The 23795-nt window shown below is 43.6% G+C and carries 16 protein-coding genes; 5 read left to right on the top strand and 11 right to left on the bottom strand.

Translation table 11 applies throughout. The features are described from left to right. Positions 1–59 precede the first annotated feature (59 nt). Genes F0228_RS09900 through F0228_RS09910 form a run of 3 tightly spaced genes read left to right on the top strand, consistent with a single transcriptional unit; the run spans position 60 to position 3777 of the window. Entirely contained in the window at positions 60–1286 is a 1227-nt protein-coding gene (locus F0228_RS09900) for an ABC-three component system protein (RefSeq protein ID WP_171762184.1), read from the top strand. Further along, complete coding sequence (locus F0228_RS09905) at positions 1283–1789, top strand: ABC-three component system middle component 4 (RefSeq protein ID WP_171762185.1); 507 nt, start codon at positions 1283–1285, stop codon at positions 1787–1789. Before F0228_RS09900 ends, F0228_RS09905 begins: the two co-directional genes overlap by 4 nt. Beyond that, positions 1789–3777 carry an exonuclease SbcC gene (locus F0228_RS09910; RefSeq protein WP_171762186.1) on the top strand — a complete coding sequence of 663 codons (1989 nt, stop codon included), beginning with the start codon at positions 1789–1791 and terminating at the stop codon, positions 3775–3777. Before F0228_RS09905 ends, F0228_RS09910 begins: the two co-directional genes overlap by 1 nt. Before the next feature lie 67 nt (positions 3778–3844). On the opposite strand, the gene pheT is transcribed toward F0228_RS09910, so the two are convergent. From pheT to F0228_RS09945, 7 genes are all read right to left on the bottom strand, one after another. Beyond that, positions 3845–6250, bottom strand: coding sequence for a phenylalanine--tRNA ligase subunit beta (gene pheT / locus F0228_RS09915; RefSeq protein WP_171762187.1), 2406 nt, complete (start codon positions 6248–6250; stop codon positions 3845–3847). Between the two features lie 18 nt (positions 6251–6268). Beyond that, the gene (pheS, locus tag F0228_RS09920) at positions 6269–7252 is read right to left on the bottom strand and encodes a phenylalanine--tRNA ligase subunit alpha (protein WP_004741591.1); all 984 of its coding nucleotides are present in this window, start codon (positions 7250–7252) and stop codon (positions 6269–6271) included. Between the two features lie 218 nt (positions 7253–7470). Beyond that, positions 7471–8580 carry a GGDEF domain-containing protein gene (locus F0228_RS09925; RefSeq protein WP_171762188.1) on the bottom strand — a complete coding sequence of 370 codons (1110 nt, stop codon included), beginning with the start codon at positions 8578–8580 and terminating at the stop codon, positions 7471–7473. Between the two features lie 251 nt (positions 8581–8831). Further along, positions 8832–10040, bottom strand: coding sequence for a hypothetical protein (locus F0228_RS09930; RefSeq protein WP_171762189.1), 1209 nt, complete (start codon positions 10038–10040; stop codon positions 8832–8834). Between the two features lie 9 nt (positions 10041–10049). After that, positions 10050–10841 carry an outer membrane lipoprotein-sorting protein gene (locus tag F0228_RS09935; RefSeq protein ID WP_171762190.1) on the bottom strand — a complete coding sequence of 264 codons (792 nt, stop codon included), beginning with the start codon at positions 10839–10841 and terminating at the stop codon, positions 10050–10052. A gap of 44 nt (positions 10842–10885) precedes the next feature. Beyond that, positions 10886–13333, bottom strand: a complete 2448-nt coding sequence (locus F0228_RS09940; protein ID WP_253820291.1) for an MMPL family transporter — start codon at positions 13331–13333, stop codon at positions 10886–10888. A 171-nt stretch (positions 13334–13504) separates the two neighbouring features. Next, entirely contained in the window at positions 13505–14290 is a 786-nt protein-coding gene (locus tag F0228_RS09945; protein ID WP_004741595.1) for a TetR/AcrR family transcriptional regulator, read from the bottom strand. A gap of 551 nt (positions 14291–14841) precedes the next feature. Here F0228_RS09945 and F0228_RS09950 point away from each other — a divergent pair. Beyond that, positions 14842–15639, top strand: a complete 798-nt coding sequence (locus F0228_RS09950; RefSeq protein ID WP_171762192.1) for a hypothetical protein — start codon at positions 14842–14844, stop codon at positions 15637–15639. Continuing rightward, positions 15560–16312, top strand: coding sequence for a hypothetical protein (locus F0228_RS09955; protein ID WP_171762217.1), 753 nt, complete (start codon positions 15560–15562; stop codon positions 16310–16312). Before F0228_RS09950 ends, F0228_RS09955 begins: the two co-directional genes overlap by 80 nt. A gap of 134 nt (positions 16313–16446) precedes the next feature. Here the strand turns inward: F0228_RS09955 and F0228_RS09960 are convergent, their stop codons facing one another. The 4 genes from F0228_RS09960 to F0228_RS09975 all read right to left on the bottom strand — a co-directional run bounded on the left by F0228_RS09960 (position 16447) and on the right by F0228_RS09975 (position 23692). Further along, a complete protein-coding gene (locus F0228_RS09960; protein WP_061031603.1) occupies positions 16447–16941 on the bottom strand; it encodes an outer membrane beta-barrel protein in 495 nt (164 codons plus the stop codon). A gap of 143 nt (positions 16942–17084) precedes the next feature. Beyond that, positions 17085–21125, bottom strand: coding sequence for an ATP-dependent RNA helicase HrpA (gene hrpA / locus F0228_RS09965; protein ID WP_171762193.1), 4041 nt, complete (start codon positions 21123–21125; stop codon positions 17085–17087). A gap of 286 nt (positions 21126–21411) precedes the next feature. Further along, complete coding sequence (locus tag F0228_RS09970) at positions 21412–22623, bottom strand: OFA family MFS transporter (protein ID WP_171762194.1); 1212 nt, start codon at positions 22621–22623, stop codon at positions 21412–21414. A 22-nt stretch (positions 22624–22645) separates the two neighbouring features. Further along, entirely contained in the window at positions 22646–23692 is a 1047-nt protein-coding gene (locus tag F0228_RS09975) for an alcohol dehydrogenase catalytic domain-containing protein (RefSeq protein WP_008222112.1), read from the bottom strand. Positions 23693–23795: the final 103 nt, after the last annotated feature.

Genomic DNA, 23795 nt, shown 5'->3' on the forward strand with positions numbered 1-23795 from the left:
TAACTTATTGATATATTAAATGAACTTTCAATATAAAATCATTATGAGGAGCTTTACAAATGGCTCAAGATTTTGAATTCTGTCAAAAAAGAGAAGATTGCAGGAATCTCATTTTATTCGTTCATGGATTTACTGGAGATGTCAAAAAGACTTGGACAAATGACAATAGCGCCTTCTTCCCTGAACTTTTGTTAAATGACGCAACGATATCAGAACATTTTGATATCGCGTCTTATAGTTATTTTACTGAACTATTGAATTTATTTGCAGATACAAAGGAGAAATCTAGAAGAATTAGAGATATTATTTGGAAAAAAACTCACAAAAAAGAAAGAAACTTAAATATAGATGAGCTTTCAAATAATTTATCCAGTCACATCAGATTTTCTTTAGAACAATATGACAATATCTATATAGTAGCTCATAGTATGGGAGGTTTGATTACCAAGAACCTTATAAAGAATGAAATAAACCTAAACAACCATACGAAAATAAAGTTATTCTTGTCGTTAGCCGTCCCTCATCAAGGTGCTTCCATGTCAGTTTTAGGGAGTATAATCAGTAGTAACTTACAGATATCTAATTTAAATCCAGTAGAAAAGTTTATAAATGAACTCAACCAAAGTTGGGTTTATTTAGACTCTAAACCTATCACGAAATACTTTTATGGTAACTATGATGATGTTGTTACAAAGCATAGCGCTATTGCAATAGATAAAATTGAAAAAGATATAATCTCTGTAGCTGAAGACCATAAAACTATTTGTAAACCAGAAAGTGACAAATCAATAGTCTATTTGAGTGTCGTTAAATTTATAAAAGAGCAGTTTAAAAACGAGACATTGGAAAATGTTGGATTTAAAAAGGTTCCTGACATAGAAAATACAGATTTAGATAAAGAATTCTTTGTTCTAAAACTCATACTTGCAGATATCGCACATGAGAGTCAAGATAATGCTAAAGAACTGTTTTATAATGCGGAGTTTGTAAGGAAACTATTTAATTCAAAGCACGACAAAGAACAGCTAAATAAACTATTTATTAATATACGACAAATATATAAAGATAGTTATGATAGTTACCTTGCTGATGAGAATGTTAACTCTGGAATTTTACTAGCTAATGTCCATACAAAAATAACAGAACAAGATTCTATGCTACTTAGAAGCTTAATACCTTCACTTCAAAACTATCATAAGAAAGGAATGTTACACCAATTAGCAAATGACCAATCTTCTGATATTTGGTGGTGTAAGGAAAGAAACTTAGACAAGGTATTATCATGAGACTACCGTTTGTTGAACCAGATGAGGACATTTACCTAAACCTCAGTGTGGTTATGATTTTACTTTATTATTTAAGTTCAACCAAACGTGGCACATTGAAAATGAATAATGAACGAATTCACATATATGACTATTTAGTTAGAAATCCACAGAAAATAAATCGATTTCTAAACGCACTAGGTAAAAATAACTTAGTAAAAAACAAAAATGATTACTCAGTTTCATCAATATCATTTAACCTTGACCCTTTATTCGACCGAGATAGAATGAAGGACATATTAAAGATATTAGTTCACAAGAATTTGATATCTGTGAACTATAAAAATAAAGATGGCTTTCTATATACTCTTACTGAAGATGGTAAAAAGCGCACAGAAAGCCTGTCAAGTAACTACTTTTCTGAGATAAAAGAATTATCTGAGCAATTAATACCAACCCTTAGCTTAACTACATCTCAACTGAATAACAGTCTTAATGACATTATTAGAATAGGTAATATGTAATGGCTAGTAACATTTTAATAAACAAGCTTGTTGTTGTTGGACACGAAAAAAACTATAGTGTCAGATTTTTCAAAGGTGTAAACATAATTTATGGAGATTCTGCAACTGGAAAATCCAGCATATTAAACCTGATAGATTATCTACTTGGTGCAAAAAGTTTTGACCTCTACCCAGAAATTGAAGCTTCCGGAAAATATGCAGTCTTAGATATCGATTTGAACGGTAACAACTACACTATTAAACGCGACATTTTTAATTCCAGACTTCCAATTGAAGTGTATCCATGTAGTTTTAGCGAAATCGAAAATTTTGCATGTAAAAAGTACCTTCCAAACTTCTCACAAAATGCACAATATCCTGGACTTGGTTATTATTCTGACTTCTTATTAGACAACTTAGATCTCCCTAAGGTCAGATTAAAGGAATCACCAAGTAAAGATGATTCTAAATTAGTTAGGTTAAGCTTTAGAGATCTCTTTAAATATTGCTATGTTGACCAAGATGCTCTTGGGAGTAAAAACTTTCTAAGGTCAGAAAACTATGCAATCCAAACCAAGAACAAAGAAGTATTCAAGTATATTTTCAACGCACTAGATAGTAATCTTAGTAACTTAGAAGGGTTACTATCTGATAAAGTTAAAGAAAAAGCATCCATTGAAAATAAGTATAACATGGTCGCCGATTTCTTAAGAGAATCCGAATTTGAGACACTGAATACCCTTGATGACAACGTAGATAAAGTAGATTTACAGATTAAAAATCTTGAATGTGAAATAAAAAACTTAAATCATGCGAAGATTACCGATAACGAAATATATACGCTGATTAGAGATGAAATAGAAAAAATATCCTTAAAAAGAAAACATTTAATCCAACAAAATCAAGACCGAAAACTAAAGATTGAGAAATTTACTCGGTTAAAAAATGACTATATAAACGACATTGATAAATTTAAAGCTTCAATATCTGCAACTAACATAATCGGAGAAATCGTTGGTGAAACAGAATTATGCCCGATTTGCGATAGTACCCTAGATATTAGTTTAGCCAGAGAAAGATTTACTATTGATGATAGAGAAAAAGTATCCCATGAAATAAATTTACTAAAGCGAAGAATTCGAGATACAGAATCAATAATTTCACGAACTAAAAGTGATTGGGAACTATCTAAAGTCCAATTGAAGGAACTTGACGAAGTTGAGCAAGAAGCTCTAAAAGTTCAAGAGAAAAACATGAAAGAGCTAACCAGTCCATATTTAGCAGAAAGAGACATATACACTACGAAATTAGGTGAATTACAACAAAAAAGAAAAGAATTAGTTAACCGTCTAAAAGTCAGGAATCAACATAAACACCTTTCCACTAGTATCAGCTCTTTAGATATTAGAATAACAAAGTTAAAAGATGACATATTATTATTGAAAGAAAGCGCACCTTCCATGTCGGAAGTTTTAAGTGACTTAGCAGACTACTTACATTGTTACTTAAATTTTGTGAAAATAAAGTCTCCTAGTAACATATCTTATGACCCTGTTAGTTTCTCAGCGAAAGTTAGAGGAATTGATTATGCGAATCTAACTTCGGGTGGCTTAAGAACCATTGTTTCTATTGGACATCTATGTTCGTTAATAGAAGCATCGTTACATTCAAAAATCAATTATCCGTCATTTTTAATGATTGACACTGTTGGTAAATATCTAGGTAAAACTAAAGACCAAAATTATAATATTTCTAGTAATCAGAAAGATGCTGACAATCAAGAAGCTGTTTCTGACCCACAAAAATATAAGAATATATATGAATATATCATAAACCTAACAGAAGAATTTGAGAATAAAGACCGTACCTGTCAAATTATCTTGGTTGATAATGACGTACCAGACCATCTTGTAAAAGATTTATCTGGCTTTATCGTTGCACAATATAGTTCAGAAAAGTTAGATGGGCTTCCTGTTGGTTTTATTGATGATGCAGATTTGAAATTGTAGTCGGGTTATCATTCGTAAAAAGGCCTCGCAATGCGAGGCCTTTGATTTTTCTATCTATCAGAAGAGATTAGTCGCGAAGTGCTGCGCCAAATTTCTCTGAGATTGAAGCTACGATAGCATCTACTGAACCAGCGATGTCTGCATCTTCAAGTGTGCGCTCTACAGACTGTAGGCTAAGTGCGATTGCTAGGCTCTTCTTACCTTCTTCAACGCCTTGACCAACGTATACGTCGAACAGTTTAGCGCCTGTTAGGAATTCGCCACCAGCAGCGATACACGCTTCTACGATGTCGCCAGAAGCAACTGCTTCGTCAACAACTACTGCGATATCACGACGGTTTGCAGGGAACTTAGATACTGCTACTGCTTCTGGAAGCACGCGAGTGTTGATAGCTGCCCATTCGATTTCGAATACGATAGTGCGGCCGTTAAGACCAAACTTACGCTCTAGTTCTGGGTGAACAGTACCAATGATACCCACTTCTTTGCCGTCTACTACGATAGCCGCAGTTTGACCTGGGTGAAGTGCTGGGTGCTTAGCTGCTTTGAAGCTGTATGCGATTTCGTTTGCAGAAAGCTCAAGAACTGCTTCTAGATCACCTTTAAGATCGAAGAAATCTACTGTGTTAGTTGCAATGTCCCAGTGCTCTTCGCCACGAGTACCAGAGATAACGCCCGCAAGCATCATTTCTTGGCGCATGCCGTTTTCAGCAGTTGCTTCAGGGATGAAACGTAGGCCTGATTCGAATAGACGAACGCGAGACTGTTGACGCTTCTGGTTGTGAACAACTGTGTTTAGTAGACCTTGGATTAGGCCAAGACGCATTGCTGACATGTCCGCAGAGATTGGGAATGGCAGGATTAGCGGCTCAACACCAGGTACAACAAGTTTTTGTTGTTCTGGTTCAACGAAGCTGTATGTAATTGCTTCGTGGTAGCCACGGTCTACAAGAAGGTCACGAACGCGCTTAAGCGGTTGGTCAGCTTCTTTGTGGTCATTCATTTTAAGTGCCGCTTTAGGCGCTTGGTTTGGAATGTTATCGTAACCGTAGATACGACCTACTTCTTCAATTAGGTCTTGCTCGATTGCGATATCAAAACGCCAAGATGGAGACGTTGCCGTCCAACCAGCATCAGTCGTTTCAACGTTACAACCTAGGCGAGTAAGAATTTCCACTACGTCTGTAGATGGGATTTCGTGACCTAGTAGGCTGTCTAGCTTAGCGCGACGTAGAGCAACTACGTTTGCTTTAGGAAGATCAGCTTCAGATTCGCTGCCGTTTACTGGCGCAACTTCACCACCACAGATTTCAACTAGAAGCTGTGTAGCACGCTCCATTGCTGCTGCTTGAAGTGTTGAATCAACACCACGCTCGAAACGTAGAGAAGAATCAGTGTGTAGGCCGTAAGCACGTGCGCGACCACGGATGTGATCCGGTGCGAAGAATGCTGCTTCTAGAAGAACGTCTGTTGTTTCAGTTGTTACACCAGACTCTTCACCACCAAAGATACCAGCGATTGCTAGTGCTTTGCTGTGGTCAGCGATAACAAGCGTGTTGCTGTTTAGTTCAGCTTCGTTGCCATCTAGAAGTGTTAGTTTTTCGCCCTGCTCTGCTAGACGAACCACGATACCGCCTTCGATCTTAGCTAGATCAAATGCGTGCATTGGTTGGCCTTGCTCTAGCATCACGTAGTTTGTGATGTCTACAACTGGGTCGATTGAACGGATACCACAACGGCGCAGTTTTTCTTGCATCCAGATTGGAGATTCCGCTTTCACGTTTACGTTCTTAACCACACGGCCAAGGTAACGTGGACAAGCATCAGTTGCTTTGATTTCAACAGATACTGTGTCTTCAATGCTTGTTGCAACAGCTTCAACTGTTGGCTCTGTAACGTCTGCGCGGTTTAGTACGCCAACTTCACGAGCAAGACCACGGATGCTGAAGCAGTCTGCGCGGTTTGCTGTTAGGTCTACGTCGATAGTTACGTCGTTAAGCTCTAGAAGCTCACGTACGTCCATACCTAGCGTTGTGCCTTCTGGCAGCTCTAGGATGCCGTCAGACTCTACGTCGATACCTAGCTCAGAGAAAGAACAAAGCATGCCGTGCGATGGAACGCCACGTAGTTTTGCTTTCTTGATTTTGAAGTCACCAGGAAGTACTGCGCCAACTGTTGCTACTGCTACAGTTAGGCCAAGACGACAGTTAGATGCACCACATACGATGTCTAAAAGCTGTTTATTTCCATCAAGATCGGCTTCACCAATATCAATTTTTGTAACTTGTAGTTTGTCTGCGTCTGGGTGCTGACCGCACTCAACCACTTTACCTACTTTAACGCCGGTGAATTCACCAGCAACAGGTTCTACATCGTCAACTTCCAAACCAGCCATAGTGATTTGGTGAGCTAGCTCTTCGCTGTTAATTGCAGGTTTAACCCACTCGCGTAGCCAAGATTCACTGAATTTCATAGTTTTGACTGCCCCGGATTACTTGAATTGTTTAAGGAAACGAAGGTCGTTCTCGAAGAACGCACGAAGGTCATTTACGCCGTAACGAAGCATCGTTAGACGCTCTACACCCATACCGAATGCAAAACCAGAGTATTTCTCAGGGTCGATGCCAACAGAGCGAAGTACGTTAGGGTGAACCATGCCACAGCCTAGAACTTCTAGCCATTTGCCATCTTTACGTTTCACGTCAACTTCAGCTGAAGGCTCTGTGAACGGGAAGAATGAAGGACGGAAACGCACTTCAACTTCTTCTTCAAAGAAGTTACAAAGGAAATCGTTAAGAATGCCTTTAAGTTGTGCGAAGTTTACGTTCTCATCAACTAACATACCTTCCACTTGGTGGAACATTGGCGTGTGAGTTTGATCGTAGTCGTTACGGTAAACACGACCCGGAGCAATGAAGCGGAATGGCGGTTTGCCGTTTTCCATCGTACGGATTTGAACACCAGAAGTGTGCGTACGTAGCATTAGATCAGGGTTGAAGAAGAAAGTATCGTGATCAGTACGAGCTGGGTGATCGTCTGCGATGTTTAGTGCATCAAAGTTGTGGAATGCATCTTCGATCTCAGGGCCAGACTCAGTGTTAAAACCAAGCTCACCAAAGAACTGTTCGATACGCTCAACGGTGCGAGTAACTGGGTGAAGACCACCGTTCTCAATGCGACGACCTGGTAGGCTCACATCGATAGTTTCTTCAGCTAGTTTCGCTTCAAGCTCTGCACGTTGTAGTGCGTCTTTGCGAGCTGCGATCGCTTGTTGAACAGCACCTTTCGCTTTGTTGATCTCTTGACCAGCAGTGCGACGCTCTTCAGGTGGAAGTTTACCTAGGCTTTGTAGTTGAAGAGTTAGTTCACCCTTCTTACCTAAATACTGAACTCGCACTTCATCAAGTGCGACTAACGAATCTGCTGTATCAATAGCAGTCGTTGCATTAGCAATGATCTCTTCTAGATGTTGCATCATTTCCTCATCTACCAGTTGGTAGTGTCCGTATCGGATGATTAGTTTTTTTAGATAGCTACACATAGTAATCAAACACGCAACCAATGCCAAATTGAATCGCTAAAAGAACAAGTTATTGACTAAAAACACGGCAAATTTAACAGGATATTAATGAGGAGTAGGAAGAAGTGGAACAATTACAGGTTCCACTTCTTAATTTGGAAATGACCTGAAGGCTAGATCTGAATAGAACAAACGCTGTTCTTACCCGCATCTTTCGCTAGATAAACGGACTCGTCAGCCGCTTTAATCAATTCATTCATGGTTTCGAATTCTTGGGTCATTTCAGCCACACCGACACTGATGCTACCAATCCAAGCTTGGTTGCCGGTTTCGACCTCTAGTTCAGACACTTTCTGTCGCGTCGTTTCTGCGATGTGCATGCCACCATTAAGATCGGTATCCGGACAAATCACCAAGAACTCATCGCCTCCTAATCGACACACAATATCATCGTTGCGAAACCTGTTTTTCAGCTCGTTCGCAAGGGTTTTTAACACCAAGTCACCAGCATCATGCCCACAAGTGTCATTAATGCGCTTGAAGTGATCAGCATCGATCATAATGCACACCAAAGGCATGCCGAATTCTTTCGATTCTTGCCAATGCAAAGCTAACTGTTTAAAAGCGCAACGACGGTTAGGTAATTTAGTGAGTGAGTCGGTTAACGAGAGTTCTTCGAGCTTCTTGTTCGCTCGTTTCAATTCTGCGGTTCGTTCTTCAACTTTGTCTTCGAGTACCTGATTGAAGCGCAACAACTGTTTGTTTCGTTCAGAGACCTGTTCAAATAAGCCTTTAAGCGCGGCCAGTAAAGGGATGGTCGAAGAGTCTTGCTGCTTTTCTTCTGCTTCAAAGGCTTGTTGAGGTGTTGCACCCTCTTCTATCGCGGCCACTTGTCGCGCCATGTTTTGGTCGATGCCAAGGATGTGATAAGCAAGCCAATGGATGAGGAAATCCAGTAGCTGACGTGCTGACGCCTGATCTTCTTCCAAGATGAAGGCTTGCATGCTGTAGATGTCTTGCATAAACACACGATGCACTTTGATGTGTTCTTCAATGTGTAAGTCATAAACGCCACGCTCTCTCATCAAAGATTCTTCTTCTTTAAAATGAAATTCGGCATAGCGTGTGAGGTCAAGTAAAGCAGCGCTCATGTCGCCGATAGAGATCGTATTCTCCGACAACAGGTTTCCGTAATGGTTGATAAAACCGACAAGGTATTGATGCTGTTCATCGACAACACCAATGCCTGTCTCAAAGTTTTTATCCCAATTAAATGAATTCATAAATCCCTTAGGGTCGATACCGCCAGCACAATTTATATGCATATTCGGAGGCTATAGATATTCGAAAAATATAACCATTCTACCTGTGGGTCTATTCGATTGTTTGATCCGTTTTATAAAAAGGCGACTTTGAACATTCTAAATATGGGTCATCTTAAATTTGAGACGCCCCTTAACGAGGACGCCTCACGAAACCAACATTAACTTGTTGGAAGACCTAACTTTTTGTACATGTTAACTCTGTATAAATACTAAAAGTAATATTCCAACGCCACCTCGACAAAATCATCCTTGCGAGCGAAGAACAGCAAGTCCTCTGGGGTTTCGTTCTCAAACAACCAAGCATTCAATCGCCACTTGAGGTTGTTATTGATACGGCTTGAGGCTTCTAGTTTGGCGCTGTAGACATCGCTGTTATCTAAGTCTTGAGTGATACCTGTAAGTACCTCTGTGCCGTCTTCATCGTTCAAGGCGAAACGCGCCCCAAGGAACACATCGTTTTGGCCGATGGTTTGGGCGTTATTGCCTCGGCTGTCATACAAGTATTCAGCAATGAAGCCAATGTCCCAGTATGATTCAAGCGCCCCAACCCATGTGTATTCAAAGCCTGTCGCTACGCCTGTGTGGTTGTCGTAACTGTCGCGATAAATGCTTTCCAGCTTCCATAACCAATCACCAATAATGCCTTGTACATCCAGCCCGAAGTGCTGCATTTGTGCGTAATATGGCTTGAGCTGATTGCCTTCCACATGGTAATAAGGGTCGCGGTTTGTGCCGCCTAAATAGCTTAAACCGACATCCCAATCGCCGTACATTTGGCTATAACGCAGTGCTACGTCTACATGCTTTTCTTCTCTCGAAGATTCGTAAAGCGCATCGTCCGAAACCGGCACCGTTGGTCTTAAGCGTCCGTCTTCCCCTGCAAAGGTACGCTCACGAAAATACGGCAATAACATGGCGTCTATGGTGCCCCACTCTTTAATTGAGGTGAAGTGCACCATAGGCTGACCTAGCTTGGATTCGCCATCGACCGATTCAATCGTATCGGTTTGGTTTACCACATCCACCAAGTGCGCCGATTCGGTCACGCCCCAAAATACCTTGCCGACACCGGCTCGCAGTTCGTAATCATCCCAATATGTTAGGTATAAGGCTTCTCGAATGTCTCCATGAGTTCGCTCATCGTCTTCACTGTCTAGGCGATAAAACGGGGTGAAGGTAAAGCTGCCATTGCCCTCTTTTTGTTCCCAGTAAAACTCTGGCTGTAACACCAGTGAGCTTTGTCCTTTATCCTGCCCTTGTAAACCGTCACTAAAGAACTGCCTATGTTCAATATTAACCTGCCCTGCAAGATCCGGACTAAAGCCTGCTGCCACACAAGGTAACGACACCTGCATAAGCCCGACAGTCGCTGCCAAGGTTAAGGATAACTGGGTTCCTGTTGCCACAATCCTTTTCATATTCTTGCCTTACTTAGCACGTTTAAGCGTGTTTTTTTGGAAGTCCTTGTCTTTAAGACCCGTCTGGAACGCCAAATCTGTTGTGGTTAAGACGGTGCTCTTGCCTGTTTGATGGTTTTGCATCGCCATGGTGTGAGCGCGCCAGTATTGGTTTAGGTATTGTTTGTAGTCTTGAAACGACAAGGTTTTCAGCAGTGCGCCTTTTCGGTCGTAAAATTCAACCTGAATTGGGCGGTAGTATTGTTGGTCTAGCCATACTTTCTGCATGGTGTAGCCTGAGTTTTTATCGGTCGGTACTTGCTCTAAAACAAAGGTGTCTACGCCTTCCAGTTTCGCGTCTTCAATGTAATTGAAGGTGTACTTTTCTAGCTCAAACGAGCTTAAGTCTTCATAAGCAAACTCACTGCCCATAAACGGACCCGATTTGTTACGTGAAGAGATGCGCTTTACACGTTTCAATGCAGGCAGGTACAACCATTGGTCATCGGATTTGGTGATGTGTGAATGGTTTAAGAAAGCCGTGCCTTTTACATCGCGCGGCTCATCAAAAATGGTTAAGCCTTTGTCGCCGTCGTCATCCACTTCCAAAGATTTCAATCGCATCAGGCGTGTGCTGCTTTCGCCCTGCTTGTTGCGAAGTAGCATTTCCATGGTCGCGATAGAATCGCCCCACCCGACATCAACGGCTTTACGTTGCTCTGCAATTTCTAAGCCTTTCGCCGGGTCTGCTAATGCTGGGAAAGCGACGAATGTGCTCAGTGTGAATAATGTAGTAAAAAATGATTGTTTAACGATTTTCATAAATTTCTCCTTGAGTCAGCCCACCGCAGCAGGCTGACGATTCCTTATTTGGTCGAAGTAGTCAGTTCGGCTGTTGGATTAGTCTGTGACTGAGTGTCATGCTTGTTTGAGTAGTGAGTTTGTTTGTCGAAGATCATCAGTAAGCTCGGTAGCAAGATGAAGTCGACCACCAGCGCAATGAAAATCACAATCGCGCTGAGTAAGCCCATATCGGAGTTAAGTCTGAAGCTCGACATCGCCAGTACAGAGAAGCCTGCCACAAGCACAACTGTGGTGATCCACAATGCGCGGCCAACGGTGTGGAAAGCATATCGAACCGCTTCTTCCGCTGATTTACCTTCTAATCGTGCGCGCTGGTATTTGCTTAAGAAGTGCACCGCATCATCAACCACGATACCCAGAGTGAGCGTAACCACCACTGACAAACCAAGGTTGATTTCACCAGAGATAAGCGCCCATAAACCAAAGCCAATGATCGCAGGTGCAATGTTTGGCACTAGGCTGATCATGCCCAAGCGAACTGAGCGCAACGCAAAGATCATCAAGCCAGAGATAAGTACTAAGGTGATAGGCAAAGTCGATAACATGCTCGCCATGTTGGTTTCGCCAATGTGAGCAAACATCAGTGATGGGCTCGACGCGACCACTTCATACTGAGGTGCATTGGCTGCAAACCATGAGTAAATGCGCTCTTCGAGTTCGACTAGCTCAACGCTGCCGAGGTTATCGACGGTAAGGACCATTTTGATCGATGACTTATCGACGTTGATCTGGTTGTTCAAGTCCAAGCCGTACGGCAGAGACATCTCATAAAGCAGCAGATATTGCGCGGCAAGTTCACGGTTAAGCGGCAGCTTGTAGTAGCTTTCGTCGTCGCCATGCATGTTCTTGTTCAAACGCATGTAAACATCGGAAAGCGTCGCCACGTGGTCGGTTTCTGGTTGAACGCGTAGCCATTCAGTAAAGTCACCAATTGCTTGCAAAAACACAGGATCAGCAATCGCTTGAGACTCGTTAGTCTTCACAGCAATACTGATGGTGGTCATGCCACTTACGGTCTGTTCCATGAAGTCGGCCGCTTGTCTGAATTCACTTGAGGTATCGAAATACTTCACCGATTCATCGTTCACTTTGTTGAGTGGAATTAACGCCGCAGCGCCAACAATCACCAGAGTTGAAATCGGCAGCAGTGCTTTACGGTTGGTGACGACAAAATCCCCCAGCTTATCCATGAAGGTGATTTTGTCTGCGGCTTCAGGATTGGCAGAAAGACGTTTAACTGGCAGCAGTTTTAGCAACGCAGGCAACATAGTCACAGACAGGAAGCACGCGATAAGTACCCCTAGTGCAGACAAGTTACCGAAATCACGTAGCACCGGAGAGTCCGACATGTTCATCATCAAGAAACCGATCGCAGTGGTCACTGAGGTGATCAGAATCGGCATCGCATTGAGCTTGATGCTATATTGAATGGCTTGTGCTTTCTCCATCCCGCGTTGCATCGCTTGTCTCATGGTCACAATCACGTGAACACAATCAGCCACCGCCAAAGTTAAAACCAAAGTTGGAACATTCACGGTTGCGGTGCTCAAGAACATCCCTGCCCAACCGGATAAACCCATGGTGGCAACAATTGAAGAAATAATCACAATAAGCGTCGCCACCACACTAAAGAACGAGCGCAGCATAAAGGTCAGGAATACCAGTACCACTAGCAGCATTAACGGCACGAGCGTTGAGCTGTCTTCTTGAGCCGAAGTCATAAAGGCGTTGTTCATGGCGATGATGCCCGCTTTATGGAACTCGACATTAGGGTACTGAGCTTGGTACTTGCCGATCATGGCATTAATCGCCGCAATCACCTCTTGCACTTCCGCCGTCTTATCCACTTCTGGCAGTTGTACGGTCACGTTAACAATCGTCACATCACCAGAGGCCGACACCAAAGCATTCTTGAGCAACGGTTCGTTGAGGGCAATCTGTTTTACTTTGGCGATACGCTCTGGTGTGTGCTCGTACTCTTCATACAGCAAGTCTTCTACCAAAAGATCATCTTCAATGGCTTCGGTGTGCTGATAATTAGCTAGGGAATCGACACGGCTTGAATACGGGATCTGCCACGCATCGACCGTGAGGTTTTGAATCAGGGTGAGAGTTTCAGGGGTGAAGACATTGCCATCTTCAGGGGCGACAACAATCGCAAGGTTGTCGGTTTTTGCAAAGGTGGTTTGAATCTCATCGAACGCCATCAACTGCTTGTTGGTGCCTTCGAAGAAGATGTTGTAGTCCCCTCTAAAGTAGAGGTTCTTAGCCCCTAATGCAGAGAGAATGATGATTGAAAATACCACCAGCAGAACGATAAACGAACGCTTGGTCGGTATTGAGTGCCAACTGTTATTTAGATCGGCGTTTGCGCTATCGGCATTAGGGTTATTTCGGTTTTGCTGATCGAACGTGGGCTTCTGGCTGTCATGTTTCATCACAGTCTCCATTTGTGACGATTCGTCATATATGTGTCATAAAAAGCCAACCGAAGCTGACAAAAGACACAATGCTTAGTCAAATACTCAAGAAAACAGCAACCACAGTCGGTTAATCTCAAGTTTGTGACGAATCGTCAAAAATGGTTATTAATAAACCCACATGTGTGGGCTTAATGGAAGCTATCGACCTACAGACTCTAAGTAAGCGATCTCTTCACTGAACAGTTCTTGCTCTACACGACGCCAAGTTTTGCGGTAATCCCAATCGCTAGAAAGGGGCTGCCAATTGAGGCCGTCTAGAATCATGTTCGCGTTGTGTAATACTGAATACGGGTCTTGCAACCGCTTAATACAATGACTGTTTGATGCATTCTGTGACAAGGCATTTGAACCAAATGCAATTGACCAGTTAGCAAAAACGATGGCATCTGAACCAACGCCAGAAGAGAACTTTAGGTCACCCGCTTCTACCGCTTGGTTAACCATAGAGTCGCATTGTTCAATCACCAACTCTTCCAGTTCATTCATCTCGGCGACGCGTGCACTAGACGCTTTCTCTAGTACCCACGGGCTTTTAGCCATGATCGCACAGGTTGATAATACCGGTTCCATGCGAGCATAGATTCGATAAGCAACGTGCAATGCGACGATCTTTTCACGTGTGTTGCCTTCAAACTCTCCAGAGCGAGCAAACATCATTGCTTCTGTCTTAAGAGAGTGAATACATAACGCTAAAACGACGTCTTCTTTGCTGCAAAAGTGATTGTAGATTGTCCCTTTAGAATAAGAGCTCGCTGCCGTTAGCTTGTCCATCGTTAGGTTTCCGAACCCTTGTTCTCGAACCAGATCTTTCGCCAACAACATCAACTCTACTTCTCGGTCTGCAATAGACTGCTGCTTTTTAGACAACACGCCTTTGCAACCAAAGATACCTTGTTTATCGCCTTTACAACCAAAGCCAAACATAATTTCTCAGTCCGTATTTGAGCTTAGCCATTATCTAAGCTTAGCCAGTATTAAAACACTCCTATCCAATATATTAACACGAATAGTAAATTCATGTAGTTAACCATTTTATGACGCTTCGTCATTTCTGACTTATCGTCATAATAGCGAAAATAATGATCATATCAAGGTGTTTTATAAATTAAATATGATTTATGAATAGATGGATAAATATGTCAATAAGTAGATAGAGAAGTGATCAACAGTCACTAGAGAGAAGATAGGCGCTTTCATGAAGAGAACACGAAAGGTGAGAAGCTCATTCTTTACGTTAATAGACCACGTTATTTTAAGCCTTAGTGAAGAATCAGACCCGAAAAAGACGGCCGTAAAACCCATCTTTAGCCACCTTCTGACCTAGAATGGATGAGTGTAGGCTTACTTTTTAGGGCAGACCTCTCCTTATGGTCAATATTTGGCTTACTAATGTCGTTTTCTGTTAAGTTGCTATAAATTCGGTAATGGGTGACTTACAATAGTGACAACGACTTACCTTTTTTGAGAACACGATATTGAGCGCCAAATATTCTTATTTAGCTTGGCAAGTGAATACTTCTAGCCCAGCAGAAAAGCTTGTTTTATTGATGCTTGCAGACGGTGCGGATGAATCCGGTTACACCAATGTGTGCCTGCAATCGGCAAGTCAGCTTTGTGCTCTCTCTACGTTTGGTTTAGCCGACTGCCTTAAGTGCCTAGTCGACCAAGGTATTCTCGATAAGGTAAAAGTAGACTATCGAGATCAAAAAGAGGTCCACGTATTCAAACTGCTCATTGAACAAGAGCAAGCTGCGGCGCCCGTTGAGGCTCAACCGGTCAATAGTATTCCGGTCTACTCTACGGCACCTGCACCTGCACCTGCACCTGCACCTGCACCTGCACCTGCACCTAAGTTTCAGCCTGCTCCGGCGCCAATGCAAAACATGCAGCATGCCCCTCGTCCACAAAGTCGAGGCTCAATGATCAGCAACACGGTTTCCACTCATGATTTGGATGAAGAGATCATTCCAACATGGGCAGAACGTGCATTTAAATTCTCCGGCCTTGCTGGTGACCATAGCTTAATATGGAAAAAATTTGTCCTCTGGTATAAAGCCAAAGCCAATGAACTCATGCCAATCTCTCGCATCGAATCTAAGTTGCAGTACTGGTTAGTTAACGAGAAGCAAAATGAAAGACAACAACAGCAGAAGACCTCTCAATATTCAGGAAATGCAGGACAAGCTCAAGGAAATGGGTATCGACAAAAGCTTAGCCCATCTGAACGCTTCAGGCAGCAGCTCATTCAAAAAGGCAAAAAGCCAACCTTCTGATCCTGCACCTGCAGTCGTTCCAGAAGTTTTACCGGCAGTTTCGTCGCCATCGGTACCTGTTGTTGAATCAGACACTGGCTCAAATCAACAAGTACCTGTCGTTGACCAAGATCCTGCAGAACTAGAACTGACGGATTGGTGTATCCATGTGTTCGGCTCTTTCTTGAGCGTGTACGAGACTCAGTGGGAATACCAATACGGTAGTGAACCAAGCGGTAAGTTCATTGAGTTTGCTAACTCTGTCGATTCTGACGGCCTCAACCGCGTGCTAATGCACTGTCATGAGCGTATTCAGCTTGGCAACAGCTGGCCACCACAAATGGGTGAGCTTTGGATTCTGAAAGACTCTCTGACGGAAGAAGAGCTGTTGGATAGCCGCATTCGAGTATTGTCTCGCACTGCTGCGAACAAGATTGAGAAATGGCTAATTCAAAACAAGCTGTATGACTTAAAACGCACTGCGGAAAACAAGCTTGATGGCCTGTTTAAGAAGTACTACTTGGAAGCGAAGCGTTTAGACGAGAAAGGCATGCTTGAAACGGAATTACCACAATTCCTACTTGCCGCTAACTCAGTGAAGAACTTGAACGATTTGAAGCGTGAAGAGTACGAAAGCAAACACGGTAAAGCGCTTAACCCAAGAATCCAACAGATTCTCAACAGCAAGAAATAGCCACTCGCTTTCTAGTGTGAAAAACACAATGAACAGATACAAAAATGCCAGCAATTAAGCTGGCATTTTTTATGAATTCTTACGAACTCTTTAGCGACTAAACAACCGTTATTTACGATCGCCTTACTGAGTAGTTACAGTAGGTGGATAGTTGCGTTTAGAGAGAAAACGCCTGCGTCGTCATCTTTCATTTTGAAGTTTTGGTAGCTAGCGCCTACAGATAGTGGACCGAAGATAAAGTATTCAGCGCCTACAGCGTACATGATATCAACGTCGTCTTGCTTGAAGCTATCGCCTTTCACTTCGTAAGAGTGAAGACCACCCTTCGCGTATACGTGAAGAGGACCGAAATCGATGCTTGGTTTGATTGCTAGGTAAGCTGTGCTTACGTCAACGTTTTGTGCAGCACGGTTGCCGTAGCTAACGTTGTCGAAAGAACCTAGATCCCAGTAACCCGCTTCAACACCGATAAGTGGCAGGATACCTGTACCCACGTGGATACCCACTGCGTTTTCATCTTCGCCTGCGAATGAGTTTTGACCACCCATTACGCCGCCGTACAACCAAGAATCAGCCATTGCTGTTGAAGATGCACCTAGCAGTGCTAGTGCCAATAACGTTTTTTTCATATTCGACCTTTTTCGTCCTAGTGGCAGGCCTTGAGTGGTAATAAATTGCCACCAAGTCGCCCTGTATGTAATAACTATTCAATTAGTAATGCAATAAGCAAGATTTATACCCAAACCTTGCCATTGCGTCTAGCATTATTCCTTTAGCAAGCATCGATTGCGTTTTTAACACGCTTATCTGACACTGGATAAGGCGTACCGAGTTGCTGTGCGAAGAAGCTTACACGAAGCTCTTCAATCATCCAACGCACCTCTTTTACGTTTTCTGGAACCGCGATCCCTTTTGGAATTTTATTCAGCAGCTCTTTGTAATCATTCATTACTGACTCAACTTTGATCATATGCAAACGATCTTTGTTAGGGTCAATTGGCAGCTTCTCCATGCGGCGTTCGATTGCCTTCATATAGCGTAGGATATCTGGCAAGCGTTTCCATCCACATTCTGTGGCAAAACCCTTAAAAATCAAACCTTCTACCTGAGCTTTTATGTCAGAAAGTGCAAATGCCATAGAAAGATCCACACGCCCTTTCAGCTTCTTGCTGATGCTGAATGCCGTAGTAAGGATGGTTTCTACCTGTTGAGCAATCTCAACCACGGTATCACCCAACTCTGCACGTACGTGTTCTTTCAGTGCTTCAAACTGCTCTGGTTCCCAAACCAAACCGCCCTTCTCTTCGATCAGCTTATCAATACCACAAGCGATACAGTCATCGATAAGATCGAGAACCTTGCCGTATGGGTTGAAGTACAAGCCAAGTTTCGATTTATTCGGTAAGTTCGAGTGCAAGTATTTGATTGGCGACGGCACGTTCAACAAGATCAAACGACGCTGACCCGATTTCATTGCTGAGATCTGCTCTTGTTCCGTCTCGAACAGTTTGATCTCTACGCTGTCTTTGGTATCCACCAACGCTGGGAAGGCTTTTACATCGTAGCCACCACGTTTCTGTTGGTAGACTTTTGGTAACTCACCAAAGCTCCACGTATGCAGGTTTTGCTGCTCGATATCGTCATCCGCAACTTTAGAAAGCGTTTCTTGAACTTTGTCTTTCAGGCTCTCTTTCAGTTCATGTAAGTCTTTGTGTTCTTTCAACTTACGTTTGCGATGATCCACCGCACGGAATGTTACCTTTAAGTGCTCTGGAATCTGGTCTAACTTCCAGTCATCTCGTACCACTTCAACACCCGTCATGCGGCGTAGCTCTTTTTCAAGAGAGTCCAGTAACGGCGCTTCAAGTGGTGTCACACGAGCCAAGAACGCATCCGCGTAGTTTGGCGCAGGTACAAAGTTACGCCGTAACGTCTTTGGTAGTGACTTGATTAAGCTAACCACCAATTCTTGACGTAGGCCTGGAATCTGCCAATCAAAACCGTTCTGGTCGATTTGGTTCAAGATAGGCAGCGGGATATGTACCGTTACACCATCGTTGTCATCGCCCGGTTCAAACTGGTAGCTCAGTTTTAACTTCAGGCCATTTTGGTGCCAGAAGTTCGGGTAATCTAAATCAGTAACGTGGCTTGCATCACCGCGGAACAGCATCGATTTCTCGAAATTAAGTAGCTCTGGAGTCTCTTTGCTGGTTTTCTTCCACCAACTATCAAAGTGACGGCCTGAAACCACCTCTTCGCCTACGCGCTGGTCGTAGAATTCAAACAGTTCATCATCATCGATCAAGATGTCACGACGACGTGATTTATGCTCAAGCTCTTCCACTTCTTGGAGAAGCTTGCGGTTCTGTTTGAAGAACGCGTGCTTGGTTTCCCATTCACCTTCAACCAGTGCACTACGTACGAATAACTCACGGCTAATCGTTGGGTCAATCGCGCCATAGTTCACTAGGCGTTTAGGAACAATCGGGATTCCGTAAAGCATCACTTTTTCGTGTGCCATTACCGCCGCTTGTTTCTTCGACCAGTGTGGTTCGCTGTAGCTGCGCTTGATTAGGTGCTTCGCTAACGGTTCAATCCACTCAGGCTGAATTTTAGCAATCACACGACCCCAAAGTTTTGAGGTTTCCACCAGCTCAGCAGACATAATCCACTTAGGCTGCTTCTTAAATAGGCCAGACGCAGGGAAGATATGGAAGCGTGCATTACGCGCACCTTGGTATTCATTCTTCTCTTGGTCTTTCATACCAATATGAGAAAGCAATCCTGAAAGTAGCGACTGGTGAATACCATCGTAACTGCCCGGCTCATCGTTGAGCTTGGTGTCCAATTCACGCATTGCTTGGTGAATTTGGAAGTACAAGTCTTGCCACTCCCGAATGCGCAGGTAGTTCAGGTAATCTTGTTTACACTGCTTACGGAACTGGTTACTCGACAGCGCTTTTTGCTGTTGCTTGATGTAGTCCCACAGGTTCACAAAGGTGATGAAGTCTGAGTCTTTGTCGAAGAAACGCTTGTGCTTGTCGTCAGACGATTGCTGTTTGTCTGATGGACGCTCACGCGGGTCTTGGATTGAAAGCGCAGACGCAATAACCATCACTTCGTGTAGACAGCGGTTGTCTGGCGCTTCGATAACCATGCGCGCTAAACGCGGGTCGATCGGTAGCTTAGACAGCTTACGACCAATTGCCGTTAGCTTCTTAGTATCGTCGCCTTGGTTCTTGTTCTTATTGCTCGGTTTGCCCGAAGCAATCGCACCTAGCTCTTCGAGCAGTCTTACACCATCTTGAATGTTGCGCTTATCTGGCGCTTCAACGAATGGGAAAGCTTGAATATCGCCCAAGCCTAGTGCTGTCATCTGAAGGATTACAGACGCTAGGTTGGTACGCAGGATCTCAGGATCGGTAAACTCTGGGCGTGACTCGAAATCTTCTTCAGAGTACAAGCGAATACAGATACCTTCAGCAACACGACCACAACGACCTTTACGCTGGTTCGCACTCGCTTGAGAAATCGGCTCAATCGGTAGACGTTGTACTTTGGTGCGGTAGCTATAGCGGCTAATGCGCGCTGTACCTGGGTCGATTACGTACTTGATGCCCGGAACGGTTAGCGAAGTTTCTGCCACGTTGGTTGCCAGCACGATGCGTCGACCAGTATGAGATTGGAAGATACGGTTCTGCTCACCTGCCGAAAGGCGCGCGTACAACGGTACAATCTCGGTATCACGCAGATTACGCTTGCTTAGTGCGTCCGCAGTATCACGAATTTCACGCTCACCATTCATGAAGATCAGGATGTCGCCTAAGCCTTCATCACATAGCTCATCAACCGCTTCGAAGATACCTTCCATTTGGTCACGATCAGAATCGCTGTCGTCACCACCTAATGGACGGTAGCGCGTATCTACAGGGTAAGTACGGCCCGACACTTCAATGATTGGTGCATTGTCGAAGTGCTTAGAGAAACGCTCTGGGTCGATGGTTGCCGACGTGATGATCACTTTTAGATCAGGACGCTTTGGTAGCAACTCTTTCAGGTAACCCATGATGAAATCGATGTTCAGGCTACGTTCGTGCGCTTCATCGATAATGATGGTGTCGTACTGGTTTAAGAAACGGTCGTGTTGAATCTCCGCCAGTAGAATACCGTCGGTCATCAGTTTGATTTGTGTGTTGTCAGAAATCTGGTCGTTGAATCGAACCTTATAACCAACAAATTCACCCAACTGGGTTTCCATCTCTTCGGCAATACGGTTCGCAACCGAACGCGCAGCCAGACGACGCGGCTGAGTATGACCAATTAGGCCAAAGCGACCACGGCCAAGCTCAGAACAGATCTTAGGAAGCTGAGTGGTTTTACCCGAGCCCGTTTCACCCGCCACGATAACCACTTGGTTTTCTTCAATGGCTTTCGCAATATCATCGCGCTTTTGGCTAACAGGGAGAATTTCTGGGTATTCAATGGTTGGTTTTTGCGCAGCACGCTGGGTTGCCGTCATCATCGATTGGGCAATGTCTAATGCGATTTCATCGAAAACAGCATGCTTGGATTTTTCGTTCTTAATACGGCTTGCACCAGAAATACGCTTACTTAGACGGAAGCGGTCGCGCATCATGCACTCATTTAAGGCCTTACGAAGAGAGGCTGGGCTATTTTGAGATGCGCTAGCTTTAGGTGCTTGTTGTTTGTTGTTTTGCTTTTTTTGATTAGCTTGATCAGCAGCAGAGTCCGATGTCGCGTTGGTATTCGCTACATGGTTATTTTTATCTGCTTTTTCCGGAGACGAAGTCACAGCGTGTCCTATTCTTTCTCTTATATAAACTCGCGCGATTGTAGCATAAAGGAAAGGAACGAGTTAACACAAAGCAAGGAATATTAGCTGCCTAAGCGCCTGCTGAAACAAGGGATAATGCAAACTAACGTGTTCAATTGTTATACTAAAAACTGAAGCTGATTATTGGTAGGCAATCGATGATTCGATTAAAAAATGTTGGCTTAGATTGCCCAAGCCAACATTAGGTGGAAACACGTTATCGGTAGAGACTCTGAATTTAATAAGAGCCTCACCGTTCTCGCGTTTAATATTCCAGATTAACTTCGTCTTTTAATAGCACGGACTTATCGACCGGCTTCATTAGGTAATTCATTACGGTGATCGAAACCAGCAGAGCAGAGTAAGCCAAATAGGTATTTTCAGCCGTCCCCGCTACGGAAGCGAGTATTCCTCCGAAGAACCCTGACACACCCCATGCTGAATAGAGTATTCCAAAGTTGGTTCCATACGTCTTCAGACCATAATCGACCGCTGTTACTGGAGGGAAAACACCAAATAACGCACCATAAGACATGGCGCCTGCGGAGATACCGACCATGAGAGGAATGGTTGTTTCAATGGTTGTAAAAAAGACCATATTGACCGCTTGCAACATAAATATTAAGCCCAGTGTATGAACACGCCCTATCCTGTCGAATACAACGCCGCCAATAACTCGCCCTGCGGTATTAAAAATCGCTAATAAAATGATACCTAACGCAATTTCTTCAGCGGTTAATCCTATCGATTTACTAACGTTGCCAATAGAGCCGATAAGCATGATGCCTGCTGCTGATGACACCATGAACATTAACCAGATCTGGTAAAATTGAGGGGTTTTCAGCATATCTAGCCACTGGATGTTTACGTCTGATCCATATTCCGCAGCCTTTCCTCCGGGAACTTCTGAAACATACCCTTTGGGTGGATTGACCAGAAGAGAAGCCATCGGGATCATAAAGAGCAAGCCGACACCAAGGATCTTGAACGTATCTAAGATGCCATAGTGTTCGATGAGAACGGTCGATAACGGAGCCAAATACAGTGCCGCCATCGCAAACCCACCAGCGGTTAAACCACTAACCAGCCCCTTTCTGTTCTCTGGCCACCACTTCATGGTACATGGGCCAATACAGGCATAGGCAAAGCCCATCCCAGCACCGACCATACACCCGAAGGTAACCTGCAATTCCGCTAATGTTGAGGCATAACCAGACGCTAAAAGCCCCGCCCCGACAAGAAACACACCAAGTATTGTGACCTTCCTTGGCCCTATTTTGTCTTGCCATACCCCAGCCAAAAACAGACTTACCGAAAATGCGAACACGGAAGTCTGGTAAGGCCCATCTACGTCCTTAGGATCAACACCTAGCGCCTCAGCCAAAGGTTCACTGAAAACGCCCCATACATATAGGATACCGATCGATAGGTTCACGATTAAACCTATCACTAGTATTTTAAATGGTTTACTAATCAAGCTAACCTCAACAATTCGCTGTTTATGAACAATCGTTAGAAATGATGACTTTCAACGACTTGTGGTCTGAAGCATGGATAAATGTTGAATAAGCTTCTTCTGACTCTGTTAAATTGAACTGGTGACTAATCAGTTTTTGAGGTTCCAGATAACCCGCTCTAATTTGCTTGATTAACATTGGCGTTGTATTGGTATGAACCATGCCAGCTGTCATAGTGAAGTTTCGTTTCCACATGTCTTCTAGGTTAATCGTTGCAGATTTACCATGAACACCAAGCACTGCAATGTTGCCTCCTGGGCACACCAACTTCTGAGACATATCCCAACCAGCAGGAATGCCAATAGCCTCAATCACCACGTCGACACCCACATCATCTGTCATGTCAAGAATTTGCTGTACGGCACTGCCATCTGAGTTATCGATCGCATGGGTTGCACCTAGCTCTTTAGCCACTTGCAGTCGATGAGGGTTAGTATCGATTGCATAGATTTCACTTGGAGTGAAGAACTTAGAGGTCATCAGAGCTGCAAGGCCAACGGGGCCACAACCAATAACGGCAACAGAGCAACCTGGCTGAACCTGACCATCTAATACACCCACTTCGTAACCCGTTGGGAAAATATCGCTCAATAAAACCAGAGAGTCTGTATCGATGTCGTCAGGGACAAGATGCAGGCTTGTATCGCCATAAGGAACTCGAACGTATTCCGCTTGGCAGCCATCAATTTCATTACCAAGTAGCCAGCCACCATCTAAACATTGACCAAATTTAGACACTTGACACATTTTGCAGCTACCACATGAAGTAATACATGACACGATCACGCGATCGCCTGGCTTAAACTTACTCACCAACTCACCGCATTCTTCGACGATACCAACCCCTTCATGGCCCATGATTGTGCCTGGCTTAAATGTCGCAACGTTATTTCTTAATATATGTAAATCCGTACCACAAATTGTGGTTTTCTCGATTCTTACGATGACATCGCTTTGCTTCTCAATTGTAGGGATTGGACGTTCTTCCAATTTCGCGCTGTCTTTTCCATCAAATACATATGCTTTCATTATTCTTCCTAGCTGACGTTGTTGTTATATAAATTCGAGCTCATCATATAGACGCAATTAAATAATTAACGTGACCAGCACAGCGATTAACAATTGATTAACA

Origin of the sequence: Vibrio sp. 99K-1 (assembly GCF_013114585.1) — a bacterium.
GTDB classification, from domain to species: domain Bacteria; phylum Pseudomonadota; class Gammaproteobacteria; order Enterobacterales; family Vibrionaceae; genus Vibrio; species Vibrio chagasii_B.